This window comes from Pseudomonas paraglycinae, assembly GCF_021601625.1.
Lineage (GTDB): Bacteria > Pseudomonadota > Gammaproteobacteria > Pseudomonadales > Pseudomonadaceae > Aquipseudomonas > Aquipseudomonas paraglycinae.
This window is the reverse complement of record NZ_BQHR01000003.1, coordinates 48,203-67,982: the sequence shown is the minus strand read 5'-3', so window position 1 is coordinate 67,982 and position 19,780 is coordinate 48,203. Positions and strand designations below refer to the sequence as shown.

22 protein-coding genes and 1 pseudogene are annotated in these 19,780 nt (G+C 61.6%); 11 read left to right on the top strand and 12 right to left on the bottom strand.

Annotated features, from left to right (window positions below):
- Nucleotides 1-15: 15 nt before the first annotated feature.
- Nucleotides 16-675, bottom strand: coding sequence for a glutathione S-transferase family protein (locus L6D82_RS04905; protein ID WP_085746778.1), 660 nt, complete (start codon nt 673-675; stop codon nt 16-18).
- Nucleotides 676-798: 123 nt separating this feature from the next.
- On the opposite strand from L6D82_RS04905, the gene L6D82_RS04900 reads away from it, so the two are divergent.
- From L6D82_RS04900 to L6D82_RS04890, 3 genes are all read left to right on the top strand, one after another.
- The gene (locus tag L6D82_RS04900; RefSeq protein WP_064379885.1) at nt 799-1,083 is read left to right on the top strand and encodes a hypothetical protein; all 285 of its coding nucleotides are present in this window, start codon (nt 799-801) and stop codon (nt 1,081-1,083) included.
- Between the two features lie 191 nt (nt 1,084-1,274).
- Entirely contained in the window at nt 1,275-1,520 is a 246-nt protein-coding gene (locus tag L6D82_RS04895; protein ID WP_007951883.1) for a TIGR02647 family protein, read from the top strand.
- A 194-nt stretch (nt 1,521-1,714) separates the two neighbouring features.
- Nucleotides 1,715-4,558, top strand: coding sequence for a class I adenylate cyclase (locus L6D82_RS04890; protein ID WP_236188231.1), 2,844 nt, complete (start codon nt 1,715-1,717; stop codon nt 4,556-4,558).
- Between the two features lie 6 nt (nt 4,559-4,564).
- Here L6D82_RS04890 and rnk read toward each other — a convergent pair whose 3' ends face one another.
- The 3 genes from rnk to cyaY form a co-directional block, all read right to left on the bottom strand.
- Nucleotides 4,565-4,975, bottom strand: a complete 411-nt coding sequence (rnk, locus tag L6D82_RS04885; RefSeq protein WP_102685857.1) for a nucleoside diphosphate kinase regulator — start codon at nt 4,973-4,975, stop codon at nt 4,565-4,567.
- A 128-nt stretch (nt 4,976-5,103) separates the two neighbouring features.
- Entirely contained in the window at nt 5,104-5,328 is a 225-nt protein-coding gene (locus L6D82_RS04880; RefSeq protein ID WP_236188230.1) for a DUF1289 domain-containing protein, read from the bottom strand.
- A 4-nt stretch (nt 5,329-5,332) separates the two neighbouring features.
- A complete protein-coding gene (gene cyaY, locus L6D82_RS04875) occupies nt 5,333-5,665 on the bottom strand; it encodes an iron donor protein CyaY (RefSeq protein WP_007951887.1) in 333 nt (110 codons plus the stop codon).
- Nucleotides 5,666-5,904: 239 nt separating this feature from the next.
- Here cyaY and lptM point away from each other — a divergent pair, with 239 nt between their 5' ends.
- From lptM to L6D82_RS04845, 6 genes are read left to right on the top strand one after another with little or no spacing between them, the layout of a single operon-like run.
- Nucleotides 5,905-6,078, top strand: a complete 174-nt coding sequence (lptM, locus tag L6D82_RS04870; RefSeq protein ID WP_007951888.1) for an LPS translocon maturation chaperone LptM — start codon at nt 5,905-5,907, stop codon at nt 6,076-6,078.
- A gap of 9 nt (nt 6,079-6,087) precedes the next feature.
- A complete protein-coding gene (lysA, locus tag L6D82_RS04865; RefSeq protein ID WP_102685858.1) occupies nt 6,088-7,335 on the top strand; it encodes a diaminopimelate decarboxylase in 1,248 nt (415 codons plus the stop codon).
- 4 nt (nt 7,336-7,339) lie between these two features.
- The gene (dapF, locus tag L6D82_RS04860; RefSeq protein WP_102685859.1) at nt 7,340-8,170 is read left to right on the top strand and encodes a diaminopimelate epimerase; all 831 of its coding nucleotides are present in this window, start codon (nt 7,340-7,342) and stop codon (nt 8,168-8,170) included.
- Nucleotides 8,171-8,183: 13 nt separating this feature from the next.
- Entirely contained in the window at nt 8,184-8,909 is a 726-nt protein-coding gene (locus tag L6D82_RS04855; RefSeq protein ID WP_007951894.1) for a DUF484 family protein, read from the top strand.
- A 2-nt stretch (nt 8,910-8,911) separates the two neighbouring features.
- A complete protein-coding gene (gene xerC / locus L6D82_RS04850; RefSeq protein WP_085746782.1) occupies nt 8,912-9,811 on the top strand; it encodes a tyrosine recombinase XerC in 900 nt (299 codons plus the stop codon).
- Nucleotides 9,808-10,512 (top strand): HAD family hydrolase, encoded by a 705-nt coding sequence (locus tag L6D82_RS04845; RefSeq protein ID WP_236188228.1) that lies wholly within the window; start codon nt 9,808-9,810, stop codon nt 10,510-10,512. Before xerC ends, L6D82_RS04845 begins: the two co-directional genes overlap by 4 nt.
- Nucleotides 10,513-10,577: 65 nt before the next feature.
- Here the strand turns inward: L6D82_RS04845 and sutA are convergent, their stop codons facing one another.
- The 4 genes from sutA to glnK form a co-directional block, all read right to left on the bottom strand.
- Nucleotides 10,578-10,904, bottom strand: coding sequence for a transcriptional regulator SutA (sutA, locus tag L6D82_RS04840; RefSeq protein ID WP_007951900.1), 327 nt, complete (start codon nt 10,902-10,904; stop codon nt 10,578-10,580).
- A gap of 102 nt (nt 10,905-11,006) precedes the next feature.
- Nucleotides 11,007-11,432 (bottom strand): secondary thiamine-phosphate synthase enzyme YjbQ, encoded by a 426-nt coding sequence (locus L6D82_RS04835; protein WP_011336526.1) that lies wholly within the window; start codon nt 11,430-11,432, stop codon nt 11,007-11,009.
- A gap of 215 nt (nt 11,433-11,647) precedes the next feature.
- Nucleotides 11,648-12,985, bottom strand: a complete 1,338-nt coding sequence (locus tag L6D82_RS04830) for an ammonium transporter (protein WP_007951904.1) — start codon at nt 12,983-12,985, stop codon at nt 11,648-11,650.
- Between the two features lie 37 nt (nt 12,986-13,022).
- A complete protein-coding gene (gene glnK / locus L6D82_RS04825) occupies nt 13,023-13,361 on the bottom strand; it encodes a P-II family nitrogen regulator (RefSeq protein WP_002555808.1) in 339 nt (112 codons plus the stop codon).
- Between the two features lie 398 nt (nt 13,362-13,759).
- Between glnK and L6D82_RS04820 the strand changes: the two genes are divergently transcribed.
- Nucleotides 13,760-14,020 carry an accessory factor UbiK family protein gene (locus L6D82_RS04820; protein ID WP_011336527.1) on the top strand — a complete coding sequence of 87 codons (261 nt, stop codon included), beginning with the start codon at nt 13,760-13,762 and terminating at the stop codon, nt 14,018-14,020.
- 303 nt (nt 14,021-14,323) lie between these two features.
- On the opposite strand, the gene L6D82_RS04815 is transcribed toward L6D82_RS04820, so the two are convergent.
- Nucleotides 14,324-14,578: a HigA family addiction module antitoxin gene (locus L6D82_RS04815; protein ID WP_236188227.1), complete on the bottom strand. Its 255-nt coding sequence runs from the start codon at nt 14,576-14,578 to the stop codon at nt 14,324-14,326.
- A gap of 486 nt (nt 14,579-15,064) precedes the next feature.
- On the opposite strand from L6D82_RS04815, the gene L6D82_RS04810 reads away from it, so the two are divergent.
- The gene (locus tag L6D82_RS04810; RefSeq protein WP_085746788.1) at nt 15,065-16,558 is read left to right on the top strand and encodes a YifB family Mg chelatase-like AAA ATPase; all 1,494 of its coding nucleotides are present in this window, start codon (nt 15,065-15,067) and stop codon (nt 16,556-16,558) included.
- Between the two features lie 105 nt (nt 16,559-16,663).
- On the opposite strand, the gene L6D82_RS28655 is transcribed toward L6D82_RS04810, so the two are convergent.
- From L6D82_RS28655 to L6D82_RS04800, 3 genes and pseudogenes are all read right to left on the bottom strand, one after another.
- Nucleotides 16,664-17,386 (bottom strand): methyl-accepting chemotaxis protein, encoded by a 723-nt coding sequence (locus L6D82_RS28655; protein ID WP_371914080.1) that lies wholly within the window; start codon nt 17,384-17,386, stop codon nt 16,664-16,666.
- A gap of 132 nt (nt 17,387-17,518) precedes the next feature.
- Nucleotides 17,519-18,640: pseudogene (locus L6D82_RS28650) on the bottom strand (Cache 3/Cache 2 fusion domain-containing protein); the annotation flags it as partial.
- A gap of 180 nt (nt 18,641-18,820) precedes the next feature.
- Entirely contained in the window at nt 18,821-19,741 is a 921-nt protein-coding gene (locus L6D82_RS04800) for a LysR substrate-binding domain-containing protein (RefSeq protein WP_085746790.1), read from the bottom strand.
- Nucleotides 19,742-19,780 lie beyond the last annotated feature (39 nt).

Sequence of the window (19,780 nt, the reverse complement as noted above, 5' to 3'; positions counted from 1 at the left end):
CTTGCTCAAAACTTTCTACTTTTTGGCGGCGATCATCGCCAAAAACGCCGGCATCGCCGCATCCTTGTCCGCTGCAATTTTCTGCACATGCGCATTCTGCTCAAGCCGCTCCAGCAGCGCCTTGGCCTTCGGCATCTCCGCCAGCAAATCCAGACCGAACAGCTTGTGCCCCACGGCAACCGCCAGCGGCACGCTGTAGAGGAAATACAAATCCGCAATGCTCAAGCTGTCGCCCGCTACATACGGGGCGAACTTGCCGTGGCGCCCCAGCGCCGCAAAGCCCAGCAGCAATTCAGCCTTGGTTTTCTCCTTGATCGCCTCCGGCAGCGCCGTACCGAAAAACGCTTCGCCGTAACAGGCTCGTGCCGGCAGCTCGATATACAGCTCGATTTCCTTGGCCACTGCCAGCACCTGAGCACGGGCAAACGGCTCGGTCGGCAACAGCGGGACACCCTTTTGACTGCTTTCGAGGTATTCGAGCATCACCATCGTTTCGTTGATGTAACCACCTTCGGCCCCCAGCACCGGCACCTTGCCACGCGGGCTGATGGCCAGAGACTCAGGCGTAGGCGTCGGGTAGAACGTGACCTCTTCGAACGGCAGGCCTTTTTCCAGCAGCGCCAGTTTGACCATGTTGTAGTAGTTGCTGACGGAGAATCCATAGAGCTTGAACATCACATAGCCTCCAGGCCGTGCGGGGTGGGCAGTGCCTGTTTATAGATCGCACCAGGGATTCGCGCCAGCAGCATCACGCTGCTGAATGCGGGTAAACTGGCGCCTTTCCTTGAGGAGCCTGCCATGAGCGAGCCGACTGACATCGACAATGATGAAGAAGAGTTCACCGAATCGACGCTGATCGAAGCGATCGAGAACCAGATCGAAAGCGACAACCCGCCAGCGGCCAAGGCAACCTTCAACAAGCTGACGCTGGTCGGCTACGAGCGTGACGACATTCTGAATCTGATGGCCCACGTGCTGGCCTACGAAATCGACGCGATGCTCGACGAAGACCGCGCGTTCGATACCGAGTGGTACGAAACCGCGCTGCGCGCACTGCCCGAGCTGCCACCGGAAAAGCAGTAAACGGCCCTGCCCTGTGGGAGCAGGCCTGCTCCCACACAATTTGTCACCCATCTTCGCGGCCTTCTGCCGCCCCCTGACTACACTGGAATCCACCCCGGGACAAAAACCCTGACACGCGCACTGGACAGGCCGCGCCGGCAGGTTCACCTTAGGGGCGCTGTCGTCCAATTCCTAGAAAGTCTGGAGTCCTTATGTCGCTTACCCCTGAGTTGGTTGCCGAACTGGAAGTCCTCGCACTCTTCAACCTGGACAGTTCCCAGGAAGGTCTGAAAATTCATCAGACCGCTGCCCCGAAGCACATTGCTGCCGCACAACGCCTGTTCGAAAAAGAACTGACAGACCAGCCTGATGGCGGTTACCTGACCAGCCTCGGTCGCGATGCCGCACAAAACGTGCAAACCGTACTGACGATTCTCAAAGAGCAGCAAACCGCCTGATCCTCCCGACTTTGCCCACGGAAACCTCTGCCACGGGATTTCCGCGGGCCAGCCATGAACGTCGCCCATCGCCGCGCGATAGAAATCTGACGTCAAAAAACAAATTCAGCTTAAAACTCCTGTCGCTCAGGCGCTAAACTCCCGGACACCCGAGACCCTTTGCCTCCGAGCCCTGCGCGCCGGTTTGAGACGACATGACCCGCACCCATGAAATCCGCCCCGACCTGGACGAAGGCATCGACCGCAAGGTACTCAGCCAGCTACGTGCACGTTTTCTCAAACTCAATGAAGGCCGCCTGAACCGGGCGCTGGAAGGTCTTTCGACGCGCCAGCAAAGTGTGCTGACGCTGCTGCCGCTGTTTTTCCACGTCAATCATCCGTTGTTGCCGGGTTATGTCTCGGGCAGTACGCCGGCCGGGCTGTCGAATTACGAACCGGAAGCCGATGCGCTTGCCGAAGCCCAGCGCCTGACCCGCTCGTTCTCCTACAAGCCGCGTCACGGCAGCAACCCGCCACGGCCGATTCATGGGCTGTTCCTGATGGGCAGCCTCGGCACGCTGGCCCAGGCCGACCAGAGCGACATGGACGTGTGGGTCTGCCACGCTCCCGACCTGAGCGACAGCGAACTGGCCGAGCTGCGCAAGAAATGCCAGTTGCTCGAAACCTGGGCTGCCAGCCAGGGGGCTGAAGCGCACTTCTTCCTGATCGACCCGGTGCGCTTCGTCAAAGGCGAACGCGACACCCAGCTCAGCTCCGAAGATTGCGGCACCACCCAGCACTATCTGCTGCTGGACGAGTTCTACCGCACTGCGATCTGGCTCGCCGGGCGCACACCGATCTGGTGGCTGGTGCCGGTCTATGAAGAACGTGCCTATGACGCGTACACCCACACCCTGATTTCCAAGCGTTTCATCCGCAACGATGAAACCCTCGACCTGGGGCCGATGGCGCACATTCCGCCGGGCGAGTTCGTCGGCGCCGGGCTGTGGCAACTGTTCAAGGGCATCGAGTCACCTTACAAATCGGTGCTCAAGCTGCTGCTGACCGAGGTTTACGCCAGCGAACATCCGCAGGTGCAATGTCTGAGCCTGCGCTTCAAGCAGGCGGTGTTCGCCAACCGGCTGGATCTCGACGAGCTGGACCCGTACATGGTGGTCTACCGGCGGATCGAGGAATACCTCACCGCGCGCAACGAGCCGGAGCGCCTGGAGTTGGTACGCCGCGCGCTGTATCTCAAGGTCAACCGCAAGCTCACCGGCAACACCCGCACCCAGAGCTGGCAGCGTTCACTGCTGGAAAGACTGGCCAGCGAATGGCATTGGGATCAGCGGCAACTGGCGCTGCTCGACAGCCGCAGCCAGTGGAAAGTCCGCCAGGTCAGCGCCGAGCGCCGGGCGCTGGTCAACGAACTGAATTACAGCTACCGCTTCCTGACCCAGTTCGCCCGCACCGAACAGAATGTCAGCCTGATCAACAAGCGCGACCTCAACGTTCTAGGCCGGCGCCTGTATGCAGCATTCGAACGCAAGGCCGACAAGGTCGAGTTCATCAACCCCGGCATCGCCCCGGACCTGGCCGAAGACACCCTGACCCTGGTGCAATCACCGAACAAAAAGGAACCGGGACAAACCCAGTGGGGCCTGTACAACGGCAGCCTGACGGCGCTGGAGTGGGAACACTTCGCGCCGATCAAGCGCAGCCGCGAGTTGCTCGAACTGCTGACCTGGTGCCACCGCAACGGCGTGATCGACAGCAGCACCCGACTGGCCCTGCACCCCGGCACCAGCGATTTGAGCGAGTTCGAGCTGTTCAACCTGCTCGGCAGCCTGCAACAAAGCATCCCCCTGCCCTTGTCGACCGTCGCCGAAGAACCGCTGCTGCGCGCCGCCGTGCCGAGCGAAGTGCTGATGCTGGTGAATGTCGGGGTCGATCCGCTCAAGCATCACCGCGACCTGAACATCCTGATGACCACCGAGCGTACCGATTCGCTGAGCTACGCCGGTGTGCGCGAGAACCTGGTGTTGACCCTGGATCAGGTCACGCTCAACAGCTGGAACGAAGTGCTGGTCAACCGCTTCGATGGCCCGCATGCCCTGATGGACTGCCTGCGCGATTACCTCAACAACCTGCCGCGCGGGCCGCAACAACCCTCGCTGCGAGTGCGCTGCTTCTGTCACAACCGCGCGCAGTTCATCGCCCGCCGGGTGGAAGAAATCGTCGACACCGCGCAGACCCTGTTGCTCAGTGATCTGAATCACCGCTATCTGATCCAGGTGCAGCAGCACTATCACGTGCTGGAGCTGGTGCCGGGCCAGGTCAGCCATGTCGCCCTCGCCACCCTGCCGGCGCTGCTCGATTACCTGGGCGAGGAACAGCCGCGCTACAGCCCGCTGCACCTGGACCCGATGGCGCTGGAAGACCACGACCTGGCGTTGATCCTGCCGATGGGCCAGCCCGAATGCATTCAGGTGTTCTACCGGATCACCGAGCGAACCGCCGAGCTGTACGTACTCGACGAGTTCAATGCGCTGTGGCAACAGCACTTGCCCTATCACGACGAGCAAAGCCTGTTGGTGCCGCTGCAGCGGTTCCTGCAATCGATCCAGTTCCGCCGCGAAGCGCTGCTGCCGATGGATGCGGGCCATGCCGCCAGCCTTGAAATCTTGTATTACCAGTTATTGCCATCAGGGCCGGGACGCGCACGACGGGTCGAAATGCGCCCGGCGCCGCAGACGCCGGTCAACAAACCGTTCTACGACGTGCAGGCGATCGTCGGCAAAGCCGCACCCGGCGAAGTGCAGGTCACGCTGTATTGCAATCAACGGGAATTCAGCGAGCTGGAACATGGCGACCAGCTGTTCAGCGTGGTCGCCCGGGAGATCGTCGGGCAGCGCCGGGAAAGCGAGCGCTACCGCTGCTACATCACCGACCTGGACCTGTCGGGTGTGATCGGTGACGGGCAGAGTTCGAGCAATCTGTATCTGCGTTACAAGGCCGACCTGGAACGCTCTCTGAACGAGGCGCTCGAGCAGGTCTGAGGCGGGTTACTCCGGGAAATCACCGCCGTTGGCCGGCTGCGATTCGACTTCGAGCAAAGTCAGTTTCAGGATCTTGCCACCCGGAGCCGGCCAGTCGATGTGCTGACCAACCTTCAAGCCCAGCAGCGCACTGCCGACCGGGGCCAGGATCGAGACTTTGCCTTCGTCGGCGTTGGCGTGCTTCGGGTAGACCAGGGTCAGGTGGTAGTCCTTGCCACTGCTCTCTTCGCGGCAGTGCACACGGGAATTCATCGTCACGACATCGGCAGGCACTTCATCGTGACCGACCAGGGTATCGGCGCGGTCCAGTTCGGTTTGCAGCGCGATCACGCCCGGCAGCGTGTCATCCAGGCTGTCGATCAGGCGCTCCAGACGTTGCACGTCCAGACGGGTAAGGGTGATGGAAGGTGCGGTCATGATCCGGGCAGACTCCTTTCTTCTGCACACAAAAAAAGCAAAACCCCGCCAAAAAAGACGGGGTTTTCACCAGGCCTCGATGGGTTGAGGCGTTTCCGGACACTATCACAGCTCAAAAAATATACAAGCTACGCTCCGGCGAGCTGCCGGCGCTGAGCCGCCTGCGCGCAAATCACCCGGCGGCGCTCGTCATCGGCCGAACGCCACTCGCGGATGTCTTCGACATGGCGCATGCAGCCGAGGCAGACCTTCTGTTCATCCAGCCGGCACACGCCGGTGCACGGCGAAGGGACGGCCGGGCTGACGTTGCTGTAGAGCGGCTTCGGCGGACGGACGGGCGCAATATCAGTCACGAAATCACAGGCCTTCGAAATCGAATTCGGTGCCGGCCTGCTGCTTGACGATGCGCTCGAGCATTTCGCCCAGCTGTTCTTCGCTCTTGTCGCACATCCAGCGTTCGCTTTCTTCGTCGTAGTCGAAGTGGAAACCGCCGGACACCGCGGCCAGCCACAGCTGACGCAACGGTTCCTGACGACTGAAGATCAGCTGGGTGCCGTTCTCGAACTTGACGGTCAGCACACCGGCCGAGTTCTCCATGTCGATGTCCAGGTCGCTGTCGTCGAAGATGTCTTCCAGTTTTTCCTGGGTTTCATCGACCAGATCGTGGAAACGGGCTTCGGACAAACTCATTGCGGCAACCTCAAAAAATGTCTGATCAGGCTCAAGCGCCGCAAGATACGGACGCTGCCAGCCGATTGCAAAGGATAACGACCAAGCGCCCTGCCCGGCGACGAAATATCCACCCGCCACGCGGGAAAAGTTTCCGCGCCGCAGCCCGAGCCCCGCCGGACGGGAGTTCCGTCGCATAGGCAAGCTGCCGGGTGGCCGGTATACTCCGGCGCAATTAACGCATTTTCAAGGATTTCGCCATGAAGCGCCTGATCTCTTCCCTTGCTGCGCTCGTCGCGGTTGCCTGCCTTGTTTCGGCTTGTGGTCAAAAAGGCCCGCTGTACCTGCCCGATGAAGATCAGGACCCGGCCGAGCAAGCCCAGTCTTCGCAAAAGCAGCCTGTCTCCAAGGCACACAAGCACGACGTTTACTAAGGGATCGCCATGGACGCTTTTAACTACCGTGGCGGGGAACTGTTCGCGGAAGGTGTGGCGCTGTCCGCCATCGCCGATCGCTTCGGCACACCGACCTACGTCTACTCCCGCGCGCACATCGAGGCCCAGTACCTGGCCTACGCCGATGCGCTGGCCGGCATGCCGCACCTGGTGTGCTTCGCGGTCAAGGCCAATTCCAACCTCGGCGTCCTGAATGTCCTGGCCCGTATCGGTGCCGGTTTCGACATCGTTTCCCGTGGCGAGCTGGAGCGTGTTCTGGCCGCCGGCGGCAGCCCGGACAAGATCGTGTTCTCCGGCGTCGGCAAGACCCGTGACGACATGCGCCGTGCGCTGGAAGTCGGTGTGCATTGCTTCAACGTCGAATCCACCGACGAGCTCGAGCGCCTGCAAGTGGTCGCCGCCGAGCTGGGCGTTCGCGCGCCGATTTCGCTGCGCGTGAACCCGGACGTCGATGCCGGCACCCACCCGTACATTTCCACCGGTCTCAAAGAAAACAAGTTCGGCATCGCCATCGCCGACGCCGAAGACGTGTATGTGCGTGCCGCGCACCTGCCGAACCTGGAAGTGGTCGGCGTCGACTGCCACATCGGTTCGCAACTGACCACCCTGCCTCCGTTCCTCGATGCCCTCGATCGCCTGCTGGATCTGGTCGATCGCCTCGGCGATTGCGGCATCCACCTGCGTCACATCGATCTCGGTGGCGGCCTGGGTGTGCGTTATCGCGATGAAGAGCCGCCGTTGGCCGCCGATTACATCAAGGCTGTACGCGAGCGTCTGGTCGGTCGTGATCTGGCGCTGGTGTTCGAACCGGGCCGCTTCATTGTCGCCAACGCCGGCGTGCTGCTGACTCAGGTCGAGTACCTCAAGCACACCGAGCACAAAGACTTCGCCATCGTCGACGCGGCCATGAACGACCTGATCCGCCCGGCGCTGTACCAGGCCTGGATGGACGTGACCCCGGTCAAGCCACGCGATACTGCTGCGCGTACCTACGACATCGTCGGCCCGATCTGCGAAACCGGCGACTTCCTCGCCAAGGAACGCGAACTGGCGCTGGAAGAAGGCGATCTGCTGGCCGTGCATTCGGCCGGTGCCTACGGTTTCGTGATGAGCTCCAACTACAACACCCGCGGCCGTGCCGCTGAAGTGCTGGTGGATGGTGATCAGGCATTTGAAGTGCGTCGCCGCGAAACCGTGGCCGAGCTGTTTGCCGGCGAAAGCCTGCTGCCGGAGTAACCCCATGCTGCTGCGTTTTACCAAGATGCACGGCCTGGGCAACGACTTCATGGTTCTCGACCTGGTCAGCCAGCACGCGCATATTCAGCCCAAGCACGCAAAAATGTGGGGCGACCGGCACACCGGCATCGGTTTCGACCAGTTGCTGATCGTCGAAGCGCCGAGCAATCCGGATGTGGATTTCCGTTACCGGATCTTCAACTCCGACGGTTCCGAAGTGGAGCAGTGCGGCAACGGTGCGCGCTGCTTCGCCCGCTTCGTGCTCGACAAACGCCTGACCGCCAAACGGCAGATCCGCGTCGAGACCAAGGGCGGCATCATCGAACTGGACGTGCGTAACGACGGCCAGATCGGCGTTAACATGGGCGCCCCGCGCCTGGTGCCGGCGGACATTCCGTTCCAGGCGCCGGAGCAGGCCCTGAGTTATCAGGTCGATGTCGACGGTGCGCCGGTCGATCTGGCCGCGGTGTCCATGGGCAACCCCCATGCGGTGCTGCGGGTCAGCGATATCAACACTGCACCGGTGCATGAACTGGGGCCGAAAATCGAACACCATCCGCGCTTTCCGGCGCGGGTCAACGTCGGTTTTCTCCAGGTCATCGACCGCCATCGCGCGCAACTGCGCGTCTGGGAACGCGGCGCCGGGGAAACCCAGGCCTGCGGCACCGGTGCCTGCGCTGCTGCTGTAGCTGCGATCAGTCAGGGGTGGATGGATTCGCCACTGCTGATCGACCTGCCGGGCGGGCGTCTGTCCATTGAGTGGGCAGGCCCCGGCCAACCGGTGTTGATGACCGGCCCGGCAGTGCGCGTATACGAAGGACAAGTGCGTCTTTGAGTGAGCAGAAGCCATGACCGATAAGCCTCAGGTACCCGCCCGACAGTCCGGTGAATCAGCGTCCGAGAGCCTGGAGGCGGCAGCGGTTGCCGCGTACCTGGAGGCTCATCCGGACTTCTTCGTCGAGCATGAAGAACTGCTGCCGTCCCTGCGCATCCCCCATCAGCGCGGCGATACCGTCTCGCTGGTCGAGCGCCAGATGGCCATCCTGCGCGACCGCAACATCGAGATGCGTCATCGTCTCTCGCACTTGATGGACGTCGCCCGGGACAACGATCGCCTGTTCGACAAGACCCGCCGCTTGATCCTCGCCCTGATGGACGCCGCCACTCTGGAAGACGTGGTGATCAGCGTCGAAGACAGCCTGCGTCAGGATTTTCAGGTGCCCTTCGTCAGCCTGATCCTGCTGGGCGACAACCCGGCCCCGGTCGGCCGCTGGGTGACCCACGCCGACGCGCAAACCGCCATCGGCGGATTGCTCACCGAAGGCAAGAGCGTCAGCGGCAGCCTGCGTGAGCATGAGCTGGACTTCCTGTTCGGCGAAGAACAGCGCAAGCAGATCGGCTCCACCGCCGTGGTCGCCGTCAGCCATCAAGGCATCCACGGAATCCTGGCCATCGCCAGCCGTGATCCGCAGCACTACAAGAGCTCGGTCGGCACGCTGTTCCTCAGCTACATCGCCGAAGTCATGGGTCGCGTGCTGCCACGGGTCAACAGCTCCCTGCGCTCGGTACGCTGAGCATGGAACGACAACTGGACGCTTACTGCGAACACCTGCGCAGTGAGCGGCAGGTGTCGCCGCACACGCTGTCGGCCTACCGACGCGACCTCGACAAAGTCCTCGGCTGGTGCAACAAACAGAACATCGATAGCTGGCAGGCGCTGGACATCCAGCGCCTGCGCAGCCTGATCGCCCGCCTGCATGCCCAGGGCCAGTCCTCACGCAGTCTGGCGCGCCTGCTCTCAGCGGTGCGCGGGCTCTATCACTATCTGAATCGTGAAGGTCTCTGCGATCACGATCCGGCCACCGGCCTGGCACCGCCCAAAGGCGAACGCCGGCTGCCGAAAACCCTCGACACCGATCGCGCCCTGCAACTGCTTGAAGGTGCCGTGGAGGACGATTTCCTCGCGCGGCGCGATCAGGCGATTCTGGAGTTGTTCTATTCCTCCGGACTGCGTCTGTCGGAGCTGACCGGGCTCAATCTCGATCAGCTCGATCTGGCCGACGGCATGGTTCAGGTGCTCGGCAAGGGCAGCAAGACGCGTCTGTTGCCCGTCGGCAAAAAGGCCCGGGAAGCACTGGAGCAATGGCTGCCGCTGCGGGCGCTGACCAATCCGGCGGACGACGCGGTATTCGTCAGCCAGCAAGGCCGACGCCTCGGCCCGCGCGCGATTCAGGTTCGGGTCAAACTCGCCGGCGAGCGCGAACTGGGGCAGAACCTCCACCCGCACATGCTGCGGCACTCCTTCGCCAGCCATTTGCTTGAGTCCTCCCAGGACTTGCGCGCGGTGCAGGAACTGCTCGGCCACTCGGACATCAAGACCACCCAGATCTATACCCACCTGGACTTCCAGCACCTGGCGGCGGTCTACGACAGCGCCCACCCACGGGCCAAACGCATGAAAGGCGACGATTCATGAGCATCCAGTTGATCACCTTCGACCTCGACGACACCTTGTGGGACACCGCCCCGGTGATCGTCAGCGCCGAAGCGGTTTTGCGCGAATGGCTGAGCGAACATGCGCCGAATCTGGGCGCGGTGCCGGTCGAGCATCTGTGGTCGATCCGCGAGCGGGTGCTGGCCAACGAACCGGGCCTGAAGCACCGCATCAGCGCGTTGCGCCGGCGCGTGCTGTTCCATGCGCTGGAAGAAGCCGGGTACGCCCACGGCGAAGCGTCGGATCTGGCGGACAAGAGTTTTGAAGTGTTTCTGCATGCGCGGCATCAGATCGAAGTGTTCCCGGAGGTGGAGCCGATCCTGGAAACCCTCGCCAAACACTACGCACTCGGTGTGGTCACCAACGGCAACGCCGATGTCCGTCGTCTCGGGCTGGCGGACTACTTCAAGTTTGCGCTGTGCGCCGAAGACATCGGCATCGCCAAGCCGGATGTGCGACTGTTCCATGAAGCGTTGCAGCGCGGTGGCGTGAGCGCCGAGGCGGCGGTGCATATCGGTGACCACCCGGGGGACGACATCGCCGGGGCTCAGCAAGCGGGATTGCGTGCGATCTGGTTCAACCCGGCCGGCAAGGTCTGGGAAGCGGAGCGCCTGCCGGATGCCGAGATTCGTAGCCTGAACGATCTGCCCGCGGTGCTCGCCCGCTGGAACAGCCGCGGCTAACTTTCTTTCGCCCATGAAAAAGCCCGCAGCGACGGCGGGCTTTTTCAGCAAGCAAGCGACACGCCTCAGATAGGGCGGCTGCCGTACTTGTTGTCCGGCTTCTTGGGCGGATCGGCGACCACGTTGGCCTCCACTTCCTGCACCTTGCCGCCGCGCGCAAGGAACTCTTCCATGGCCTTGGCCAGGGCATCGCGCTCCTTGTTCTTGGCTTCGATGCTCGGCAACTCGTCGACCGACACCGCAGCCTTGGCCTTGCCTTTGGCAGCCGGGGCCGGCGTATCGTCACCGCCATCGTCTTCAGCAACGTCTTCCGCTGCTGCTTCCAGACCGTCTTCGGCCTCGTCTTCGTCGCCTACTTCGAGGTCGTCGTTTTCCAGATCATCGTCGCTCATGTTCTACCTCATGACTTGCGAAAAGCAGATTAGTTATAGACCAGCTTTGGCGACTGTCGAAAGTCGCCGGAAAAAAATCGGTAACCATTGGTGACCAACGGTTTATGCCCCTTCACCGTGCAAGGTGGCGAGGACTTTACGGGCACCGCCATGATCACGGTGCTCGCCCAGGTAAACGCCTTGCCAGGTGCCCAGTGCCAGTCGGCCCGCCGTTACCGGCAAACTGATCTGACAGCCCAGCACGCTGGCCTTGAAGTGCGCCGGGAGGTCGTCCAGGCCTTCGTCGTTATGCTCATAGCCGTCTGCTCCTTGTGGGATCAGACGATTGAAAAATCGTTCGAAGTCGCGACGTACCGCCGGATCGGCGTTCTCGTTGATGGTCAACGACGCCGAGGTATGCTGCAGCCACAAATGCAACAGACCGACCCGGCATGCCTTGAGTTCAGGCAGGCCGGCGAGCAACTCGTCCGTCACCAGATGAAAGCCCCGGGGCCGTGCCCGCAGGGTTATCAGAGTCTGTTGCCACATACAGTTCTCCGCACGTTCGGGGCGCATTCTAGCGCGCTCTGGAAAAAAACAAAGGCCCTAATATTCCTTCAATGGTGTAAGCCTTTGGCCGCAGAAAAACACTCGTCGTAAACACGACCAAAGCAGTACGAAAAATCCTTTCAGCGGTATCAGGGAAGACAAATTCCAGACAAAAAAATGCCCGGCGAGCCGGGCAAGTTTTTTGCGGCGCGTGCTTACAGGTTGTAGCCGCGCTCGTTGTGTTGTGCCAGATCCAGGCCGACCGATTCTTCTTCCTCGGTCACGCGCAGACCCATCACGGCATCCAGTACCTTGAGGATGATGAAGGTGACGATCGCGGTGTAGATCACGGTGAAGCCGACGCCTTTGCACTGAATCCAGACTTGTGCGGCGATGTCGGTGACGGTGCCGAAGCCACCCAGCGACGGTGCAGCAAACACACCGGTCAGGATCGCGCCGAGGATACCGCCGATACCGTGCACGCCGAAGGCGTCCAGGGAGTCGTCATAACCGAGTTTGCGTTTCAGGGTGGTAGCGCAGAAGAAGCACACCACGCCTGCCGCCAGACCGATCACCAGTGCGCCCATCGGGCCCACGGTGCCAGCCGCCGGAGTGATCGCGACCAGACCTGCGACGACGCCGGATGCGATACCCAGTGCGCTTGGTTTGCCGTGAGTGATCCACTCGGCGAACATCCAGCCCAGTGCCGCAGCGGCGGTCGCAATCTGGGTCACCAGCATCGCCATGCCGGCGGTGCCGTTGGCGGCAGCAGCGGAACCGGCGTTGAAGCCGAACCAGCCAACCCACAGCATCGCTGCGCCCATCAGGGTGTAACCCAGATTGTGTGGCGCCATCGGGGTGGTCGGGAAGCCTTTGCGTTTACCCAGTACCAGGCAGGCAATCAGACCGGCCACACCGGCGTTGATGTGCACCACGGTGCCGCCGGCGAAGTCGAGCACGCCCCAGTCCCACATCAGGCCGCCGTTGCCGGACCAGACCATGTGCGCGATCGGTGCATAGACCAGGGTGAACCAGATGCCCATGAAGATCAGCATCGCGGAGAACTTCATCCGCTCGGCGAACGCACCGACGATCAGCGCCGGGGTGATGATCGCGAAGGTCATCTGGAAGGTGATGAAGACCGCTTCAGGGAACAGCGCCGCCGGGCCGGTCAGGCTCGCTGGCGTGACACCGGCCAGGAACGCCTTGCCGAAACCGCCCACGAACGAGTTGAAGTTGACGACGCCCTGCTCCATGCCGGTGGTGTCGAACGCGATGCTGTAGCCATAAATGACCCACAGGACGCTGATCAGACCGGTAATGGCGAAGCACTGCATCATCACGGAAAGAATGTTTTTCGACCGGACCATGCCGCCGTAGAACAGCGCGAGGCCGGGAATGGTCATGAACAGCACGAGGGCTGTGGAGGTGAGCATCCAGGCGGTGTCGCCGGAGTTCAGGACTGGAGCTGCCACTTCGTCTGCCGCCATGGCCAGGCCGGGCATTACGATAGACAACAGGGCTCCTAGCCCTGCGAATTTACGCAGAGTCATATTGTTTTCTCCTGGGGCGTTGGGTTTGTGGCGGCGTTTAGATCGCGTCGGTATCGGTTTCGCCGGTACGGATGCGGATCGCCTGTTCCAGATTGACCACGAAGATCTTGCCGTCACCGATCTTGCCGGTGTTGGCAGCCTTGGTTATCGCCTCGATAACCCGATCCAGATCCTTGTCGTCGATGGCAACGTCGATTTTCACCTTGGGCAGAAAATCGACCACATACTCCGCGCCGCGATACAGCTCGGTGTGACCCTTCTGCCGACCGAAGCCTTTGACTTCAGTAACGGTAATGCCCTGCACGCCGATTTCGGACAGCGACTCGCGCACGTCGTCCAACTTGAACGGCTTGATGATGGCAGTGACTAGCTTCATGAAACTCTCTCCCGAATTGGTGGACTTGCCCCAGGAAAACAAACCCGACTCAAGTCTAAGCGCAGTGCCTGGCTTTGTAACGCTTCGTTGTCGACGCCAGCTAACCGCTCCAGACGAAACTCCCCGCTCCGTCTGCCGCACTGCATTCGTCACAGCGACTGCATCAGTGCATGGGTCGAAGGTGTCTAAGCAGAAAGCTTGCCATCTCGCCAAAAACCACTGATTTCAATCCCTTGGCCGCTGCAGCAGAGGCCATCACCCAAATGGCACTCGGGATACGCACAACAACGGTGCGTGGCCGTGCATCCAGTTGCGCGAAAAGCGTGCATCCGTGCCTGCGCCAATGACTATAGACACTGCGTGATACACTGCCGGCCATTGTTTCCAGGACATATCCCATGCTCGCGCCCAAAGACTTCCTCGACGCCCTGAGCGGCACCGCCTCCCGCCTGTTCAGCGGCGACACGCCCTTGCCGAAAGCCGAAATAGAAAGCCAGTTCAAGATGCTGCTGCAAAGCGCCTTCAGCAAACTGGACCTGGTGAGCCGCGAAGAGTTTGACAGTCAGATGGTGGTACTGGCGCGCACTCGCGCCCGGCTCGAGAGCCTTGAGGCGAAGGTGGCGGAGCTGGAAGCGAAGCTGACGCCGCCGGCTGAGTGAGTCCTCATCCCAGCCTGCCACTGGCTGGCGGAATTTCGTTGATGCTTGCGCCAGCGATCAAACATGCATAACCTCGGGATACGCGAGTGTGTCCACTAAGGATGCGCAGGCCTTGGCCTCACCGAAGCCTGCAACTGAAAACCGTCTCCTCAAGGCGGTTTTTTTTCGCCTCGAGATAGCTGCAACAATCGGTTTTCTGAGGAGTAGTCACAGCAACTGTTCAGCTCCCCGCCGTACGACCTTGGATTCAGATCAAGCGCAATGCGCCAGCCGCTCCACTTGATCACGGACGGAAGCTCCTCTCTAAACTTCAGCTTTTCGCAAATCGTAAGTCGACTGAAGATCCATCCAGAACTCAGGCGTGGTGTTGAGGTGAATGGCCAGCCTGATTGCCAGATCGGCGCAGATCCTGAGCTGGCATTTCACAAGCTTTTCGATCTCGGTTTCAGGCCAGTTCGTGGGCATGGCCAAGTCCATGACCGTCATGCCCAATGGCTCCATGAATTCCTTATCCAGCACCTCGCCCGGATGAATCGGGCGCATACCATTGCGGTCCATTTTTCGCCTCCAGAGGCTGCATTGAGCGGCCAAACTGGAGCATCCGACTTTGCGATACAAGACCGTCGAGTCGCTTTCGCTGGCGTCCTACAACTATTAGGGCATGCCCCTACAAAAATCAGCGCCTGCGCCTATTTAAGTTGTCCTTACGCCTGTCATTACATTAGCGACACCCATCAGGAAGGAGGTCTCTGTGAAGGATAAAAAGAGAAAGACAAAGCTACTTCAGGTTGTTGAACTACACCTCGAAGCACTCCGACTGGCTGGAAATTGTCAGCCAATCAACGGAGGTTTATTGAAGTTGCCGTTACGTGCGGACCTGAGCTTGAGCCAAGTGGTCCGTTAGCAGGCAGAAGATGAATGCATAGGCCCGCACAACCGCTTTCTGATACGTCTTGTAAACCTCTACTCAAACGCTAGCACCCCGCTCAACTACCCTTCAAAAACCCGCAGGAAGCGGCCCCCGATTCAACTCAAGGAACGACCATGTCCCTCGCCATCGTCCATAGCCGCGCCCAGATTGGCGTGGATGCTCCCGCCGTCACCGTCGAAGTCCACCTGGCCAACGGCCTGCCCTCGCTGACCATGGTCGGCCTGCCCGAAGCCGCGGTGAAAGAGAGCAAGGACCGGGTGCGCAGTGCGATCATCAATTCGGGGCTGCAGTTTCCGGCGCGGCGGATCACGCTGAATCTGGCGCCGGCTGATTTGCCCAAGGATGGCGGGCGGTTCGATCTGGCGATTGCGCTGGGGATTCTGTCGGCGAGTGTGCAGGTGCCGACGTTGACGCTGGATGACGTGGAGTGCCTTGGCGAACTGGCGTTGTCCGGTGCCGTGCGGGCGGTGCGCGGGGTGTTGCCGGCGGCACTGGCAGCGCGCAAGGCCGGGCGGACGCTGGTGGTGCCACGGGCGAATGCCGAGGAGGCTTGTCTGGCATCTGGGCTGAGGGTGATCGCGGTGGATCATCTGCTGGAGGCCGTGGCGCATTTCAACGGGCATACGCCGGTCGAGCCTTATGTCTCGGATGGGCTGATCCATGCCGCGAAACCCTATCCCGACCTGAATGAAGTACAGGGCCAACTGGCCGCCAAACGGGCGCTGCTGATTGCCGCCGCCGGTGCCCACAACCTGCTGTTCAGCGGGCCACCGGGGACGGGCAAGACGTTGCTGGCAAGTCGATTACCCGGTTTGCTGCCACCGCTGGCCGAGAGCGAAGCGCTGGAGGTGGCGGCGATTCAATCCGTCGCCAGCGGCGCACCGTTGACCCACTGGCCGCAGCGCCCGTTTCGCCAGCCGCATCACTCGGCCTCCGGGCCGGCACTGGTCGGTGGCAGCTCAAAACCGCAACCCGGCGAAATCACGCTCGCCCATCACGGCGTACTGTTTCTCGATGAACTGCCCGAGTTTGATCGCAAGGTGCTGGAGGTTCTGCGCGAACCGCTGGAATCCGGCTGCATCGTCATCGCACGGGCCAAGGAAAGGGTGCGGTTTCCCGCGAGATTCCAGCTGGTGGCGGCGATGAATCCCTGTCCCTGTGGATATCTTGGCGAACCGAGCGGCAAGTGTTCGTGCACGCCGGACATGGTGCAGCGCTATCGCAACAAACTGTCGGGGCCGTTGCTGGACCGGATCGATTTGCACCTGACGGTGGCGCGGGAGGCGACAGCGTTGAACCCTGCGGTGAAACCGGGAGAGGACAGCGCCAGCGCGGCCACATTGGTCGCAGAGGCCCGCGATCGTCAGCAAAAACGCCAGGGCTGTGCCAATGCATTTCTCGATTTGCCGGGGCTGAAGAAGCACTGCAAGTTATCCACAGCCGATGAAACCTGGCTGGAGACGGCGTGCGAAAGACTGACCTTGTCGCTGCGCTCGGCGCATCGGCTGCTCAAGGTCGCGCGGACGCTGGCGGATCTGGAGAAGTGCGCGGATATCAGTCGCGAACATCTGGCCGAAGCGTTGCAGTATCGGCCGGCGACTCAGTAAGTGTCGAGGTCGTGGCGGGCCCAAACGCAAGCAGGCTCGCTCTCACAGGTCCAACAAAAAACCTGTGGGAGCGAGCCTGCTCGCGATAGCTATTTCAGAGACGCCTCACCGGAAGCGGTCGACTTCCTGGCGCAGGTCGGCTGCGAGGCCTTCCAGTTCCTTGGCGGTGATTGCCAGGTTCGATACCACTTCGCGCTGCTCGCTGTTGGCCATCGCGATGCTCTGCAAGTTGCTGCTGAGCAAAGTCGCGGTGCTGCTCTGCTCCTGAGTCGCGGTGGTGATCGCGGCAAACTGCTCACCCGCCGAGCGGCTTTGCTCGTCAATGCGCGCCAGCGCCGACGCCACATTGGCATTGCGCGACAGGCCTTCCTGCATCAGCAGGTTGCCCTGCTCCATGTTGCTGATGGCGTTGCCGGTTTCCTGCTGAATGCTGTGAATCATGCTGGAAATTTCATCCGTCGCCTGACGGGTACGCGAGGCGAGGCTGCGCACTTCGTCGGCCACCACGGCAAACCCGCGACCTTGTTCACCGGCACGGGCCGCTTCGATGGCAGCGTTGAGTGCCAGCAGGTTGGTCTGTTCGGCAATCGAGGTGATCACGCTGACGATGCCGCCGATTTCCTGGGAGCGCTGACCGAGCGTGTTGATCACGGTCGCGGTGGTGTTCAGTGCGCCGGCAATCTGCTCCAGCGAGGAAGACGCTTCTTCCATCGACGTGCGACCGATCTGGGTCTGCTGGGCGTTTTCCTGGGCCAGACGCTGGGTGTTGCCCATGTTGTCGGCAATGTTCAGCGAAGTGGCGGAGAACTCTTCAACGGCGCCGGCCATGCTGGTGATTTCGCCAGACTGTTGCTCCATGCCTTCATAGGCGCCGCCAGACAGACCGGACAGCGCTTGAGCCCGACGGTTGACCTCTTCCGAGGCGCGGCGGATGTGCTCGACCATGGTCGACAGGGCTTGGCTCATCTGGTTGAACGCGCGGGCCAACTGGCCAATCTCGTCGTTGCTCGACACACTCAGGCGCACGCTCAGATCGCCGGCGCCCAGGGCTTCAGCCTGGCGGACCAGATCGCCCAGCGGTGCCAGTTTGCTGCGCAGCAACCAGACCACGGAGCCGACCGCCAGCAGCATCGCCAGCAGACTGCCGATGGCCAGCTGGGTGCCGACGCTCCAGGTCACCGCGCGGATCTCGGCTTTCGGCATGCTCGCCACCACCGACCACGGGCCACCCTCGAACGGCACGGCGATGCTGTAGAAGTCTTCGGACTTGTCGCTCCAGAACTGTCCTTTACCCGGCGTTTTCGCCAGACCGTTGATTACAGGAACCGCTTGATCCAGCGCCTGCACACCGGCCGGCGCCACCAGCCACTGGTTCTTCTCGTCCAGCAGCGCCAGCGAGCCGGTCTGGCCGATACGGAAGCGCTTGAGATTGGCGAACTGGGCGTTCTGCGCGTCGGTGTAATCGAAGCCGACGAACAACACCGCGATTACCTTGCCGCTACTGTCACGCACCGGGGTGTACTGAGTCATGTAGGAGCGATCGAACAGCAAGGCGCGACCGACGTAACCCTGCCCCGCCATCAATTTCGCATAGGCCGGGTGAGCGTGGTCGAGCACGGTGCCGATGGCGCGGGTGCCGTCCTGTTTGCTCAGAGAGGTGCTGACGCGAATGAAGTCTTCGCCGCTGCGCACGAACAGCGTGGCAACGCCCGCCGTCATCTGCTTGAACTCGTCGACTTCCTTGAAGTTGTTGTTCAACACTTCGCTGCCCAGGTGCAGGCCCGGGGTCTGGGTGCCCGCAACATTGACCGGCTCGCTCGGGTGAATGCTCAGGCCCGCGATGAAGCGCTTCTCGAACAACCCGCTCAGGCGCTGGGTGCTTTCGCGCAGCGTGCCGTGAAAAGTGCTCAGCTGGTCGGCGAGCAGGCGTGCCTCGCTGGCCAGGTGTTCTTCACGGGTGGCGAGATTGGCGGTGTCCAGCGAACGCAGGGCGAACACCGTACTGCCGCTGATGACTATCGCCAGTATCACGGCGAGCGCGAGGCCCAGCTGCGAGGCGATCCGAGCGCGAGGTTGAGACATGGACAGCTCCTGGCCGAACTTCCGATCCTCCTTGATCGCAGCTCGGGTAATTTTCTAATGGGGGTAAATCGTGGCCACCGGCACGACGGTTCCACATGCACGTATTCGGCGGTAAAACCGAATACTTGAGCGAACAGCAGGGTTATGGCGAAAGGCCGGCATTGTGCAGGCTCGAACGTTTCAGCTCAAGCGCGTGACCGCCGGCAGCGCCATGGCGCGGACTTCGCCTTGCAGGAAGTCGCTCAGACGGCGCAAACGTTCACCTCCCGGACGAGTCTTTGGCCACACCAGGTAATAATTCAGGCCGCTGGCGACCGCCGTCGGCCACGGCAGACTCAAGCGTCCTTGCGCGACATCCTCGGCCACCATCAGCAGATCGCCCATGGAAACCCCATAGCCCCGAGCCGCCGCAATCATCCCCAGTTCCAGAGTATCGAACACCTGTCCGCCCTTGAGCGACACCTGATCCGACAGCCCCATGTGCTCCAGCCAACTGCGCCAGTCGCGGCGGTCCGGCGTCGGGTGCAGCAATTCGGCGCTGGCCAGCCGCGCCACGTCCCACGGCTGATCGTTGAGCAGATTCGGCGCGCCGACCGGAATCAGCTCCTCTGGAAACAGCAGGCTGGCTTCCCAGTCCGGCGGAAAATGCCCGTCACTCAACAACACCGCGCAATCGAAGGGTTCGTTATTGAAGTCCACCGAATCCACGTCCATCCACGCGCTGGTCAGTTGCACCTCGTTTCCTGGCTGCAAATGGCGGAAGCGACTGAGCCGGGCCAGCAACCAGCGCATCGTCAGGGTCGACGGGGCTTTCATGCGCAGGATGTCATCTTCGGCGCGCAAGGTATTGCAGGCCCGTTCCAGCGCGGCAAAGCCATCACGGATGCCCGGCAGCAGAAGGCGTGCCGACTCGGTCAGTTGCAGGTTGCGCCCGCTGCGGTGGAACAAGCGGCAGGCGAAATGCTCTTCGAGCGTGCGGATGTGCCGGCTCACCGCACTCTGAGTGATCGACAACTCTTCGGCTGCCCGGGTGAACGAACTGTGGCGGGCCGCCGCTTCGAATGCGCGCAGAGCATACAAGGGTGGAAGACGACGGGACATGCACAACGCTCCAATGGCGGGATTGCGCCAACTTAGCAG

Bases quoted from the DNA above. Each gene is read 5' to 3' on its own strand.
- xerC (WP_085746782.1), top strand. From the start codon at position 8,912: ATGGAACGACAACTGGACGCTTACTGCGAACACCTGCGCAGTGAGCGG.
- L6D82_RS04815 (WP_236188227.1), bottom strand. From the start codon at position 14,578: ATGGACCGCAATGGTATGCGCCCGATTCATCCGGGCGAGGTGCTGGAT.
- L6D82_RS04800 (WP_085746790.1), bottom strand. From the start codon at position 19,741: ATGTCCCGTCGTCTTCCACCCTTGTATGCTCTGCGCGCATTCGAAGCG.
- lptM (WP_007951888.1), top strand. From the start codon at position 5,905: ATGAAGCGCCTGATCTCTTCCCTTGCTGCGCTCGTCGCGGTTGCCTGC.
- L6D82_RS04820 (WP_011336527.1), top strand. From the start codon at position 13,760: ATGCTCGCGCCCAAAGACTTCCTCGACGCCCTGAGCGGCACCGCCTCC.
- cyaY (WP_007951887.1), bottom strand. From the start codon at position 5,665: ATGAGTTTGTCCGAAGCCCGTTTCCACGATCTGGTCGATGAAACCCAG.
- L6D82_RS04835 (WP_011336526.1), bottom strand. From the start codon at position 11,432: ATGTGGCAACAGACTCTGATAACCCTGCGGGCACGGCCCCGGGGCTTT.
- L6D82_RS04905 (WP_085746778.1), bottom strand. From the start codon at position 675: ATGTTCAAGCTCTATGGATTCTCCGTCAGCAACTACTACAACATGGTC.
- dapF (WP_102685859.1), top strand. From the start codon at position 7,340: ATGCTGCTGCGTTTTACCAAGATGCACGGCCTGGGCAACGACTTCATG.
- L6D82_RS28655 (WP_371914080.1), bottom strand. From the start codon at position 17,386: ATGGCCGGCGCCGTTGAAGAGTTCTCCGCCACTTCGCTGAACATTGCC.
- L6D82_RS04810 (WP_085746788.1), top strand. From the start codon at position 15,065: ATGTCCCTCGCCATCGTCCATAGCCGCGCCCAGATTGGCGTGGATGCT.
- sutA (WP_007951900.1), bottom strand. From the start codon at position 10,904: ATGAGCGACGATGATCTGGAAAACGACGACCTCGAAGTAGGCGACGAA.
- L6D82_RS04890 (WP_236188231.1), top strand. From the start codon at position 1,715: ATGACCCGCACCCATGAAATCCGCCCCGACCTGGACGAAGGCATCGAC.
- L6D82_RS04900 (WP_064379885.1), top strand. From the start codon at position 799: ATGAGCGAGCCGACTGACATCGACAATGATGAAGAAGAGTTCACCGAA.
- lysA (WP_102685858.1), top strand. From the start codon at position 6,088: ATGGACGCTTTTAACTACCGTGGCGGGGAACTGTTCGCGGAAGGTGTG.
- glnK (WP_002555808.1), bottom strand. From the start codon at position 13,361: ATGAAGCTAGTCACTGCCATCATCAAGCCGTTCAAGTTGGACGACGTG.
- L6D82_RS04845 (WP_236188228.1), top strand. From the start codon at position 9,808: ATGAGCATCCAGTTGATCACCTTCGACCTCGACGACACCTTGTGGGAC.
- rnk (WP_102685857.1), bottom strand. From the start codon at position 4,975: ATGACCGCACCTTCCATCACCCTTACCCGTCTGGACGTGCAACGTCTG.
- L6D82_RS04895 (WP_007951883.1), top strand. From the start codon at position 1,275: ATGTCGCTTACCCCTGAGTTGGTTGCCGAACTGGAAGTCCTCGCACTC.
- L6D82_RS04855 (WP_007951894.1), top strand. From the start codon at position 8,184: ATGACCGATAAGCCTCAGGTACCCGCCCGACAGTCCGGTGAATCAGCG.
- L6D82_RS04830 (WP_007951904.1), bottom strand. From the start codon at position 12,985: ATGACTCTGCGTAAATTCGCAGGGCTAGGAGCCCTGTTGTCTATCGTA.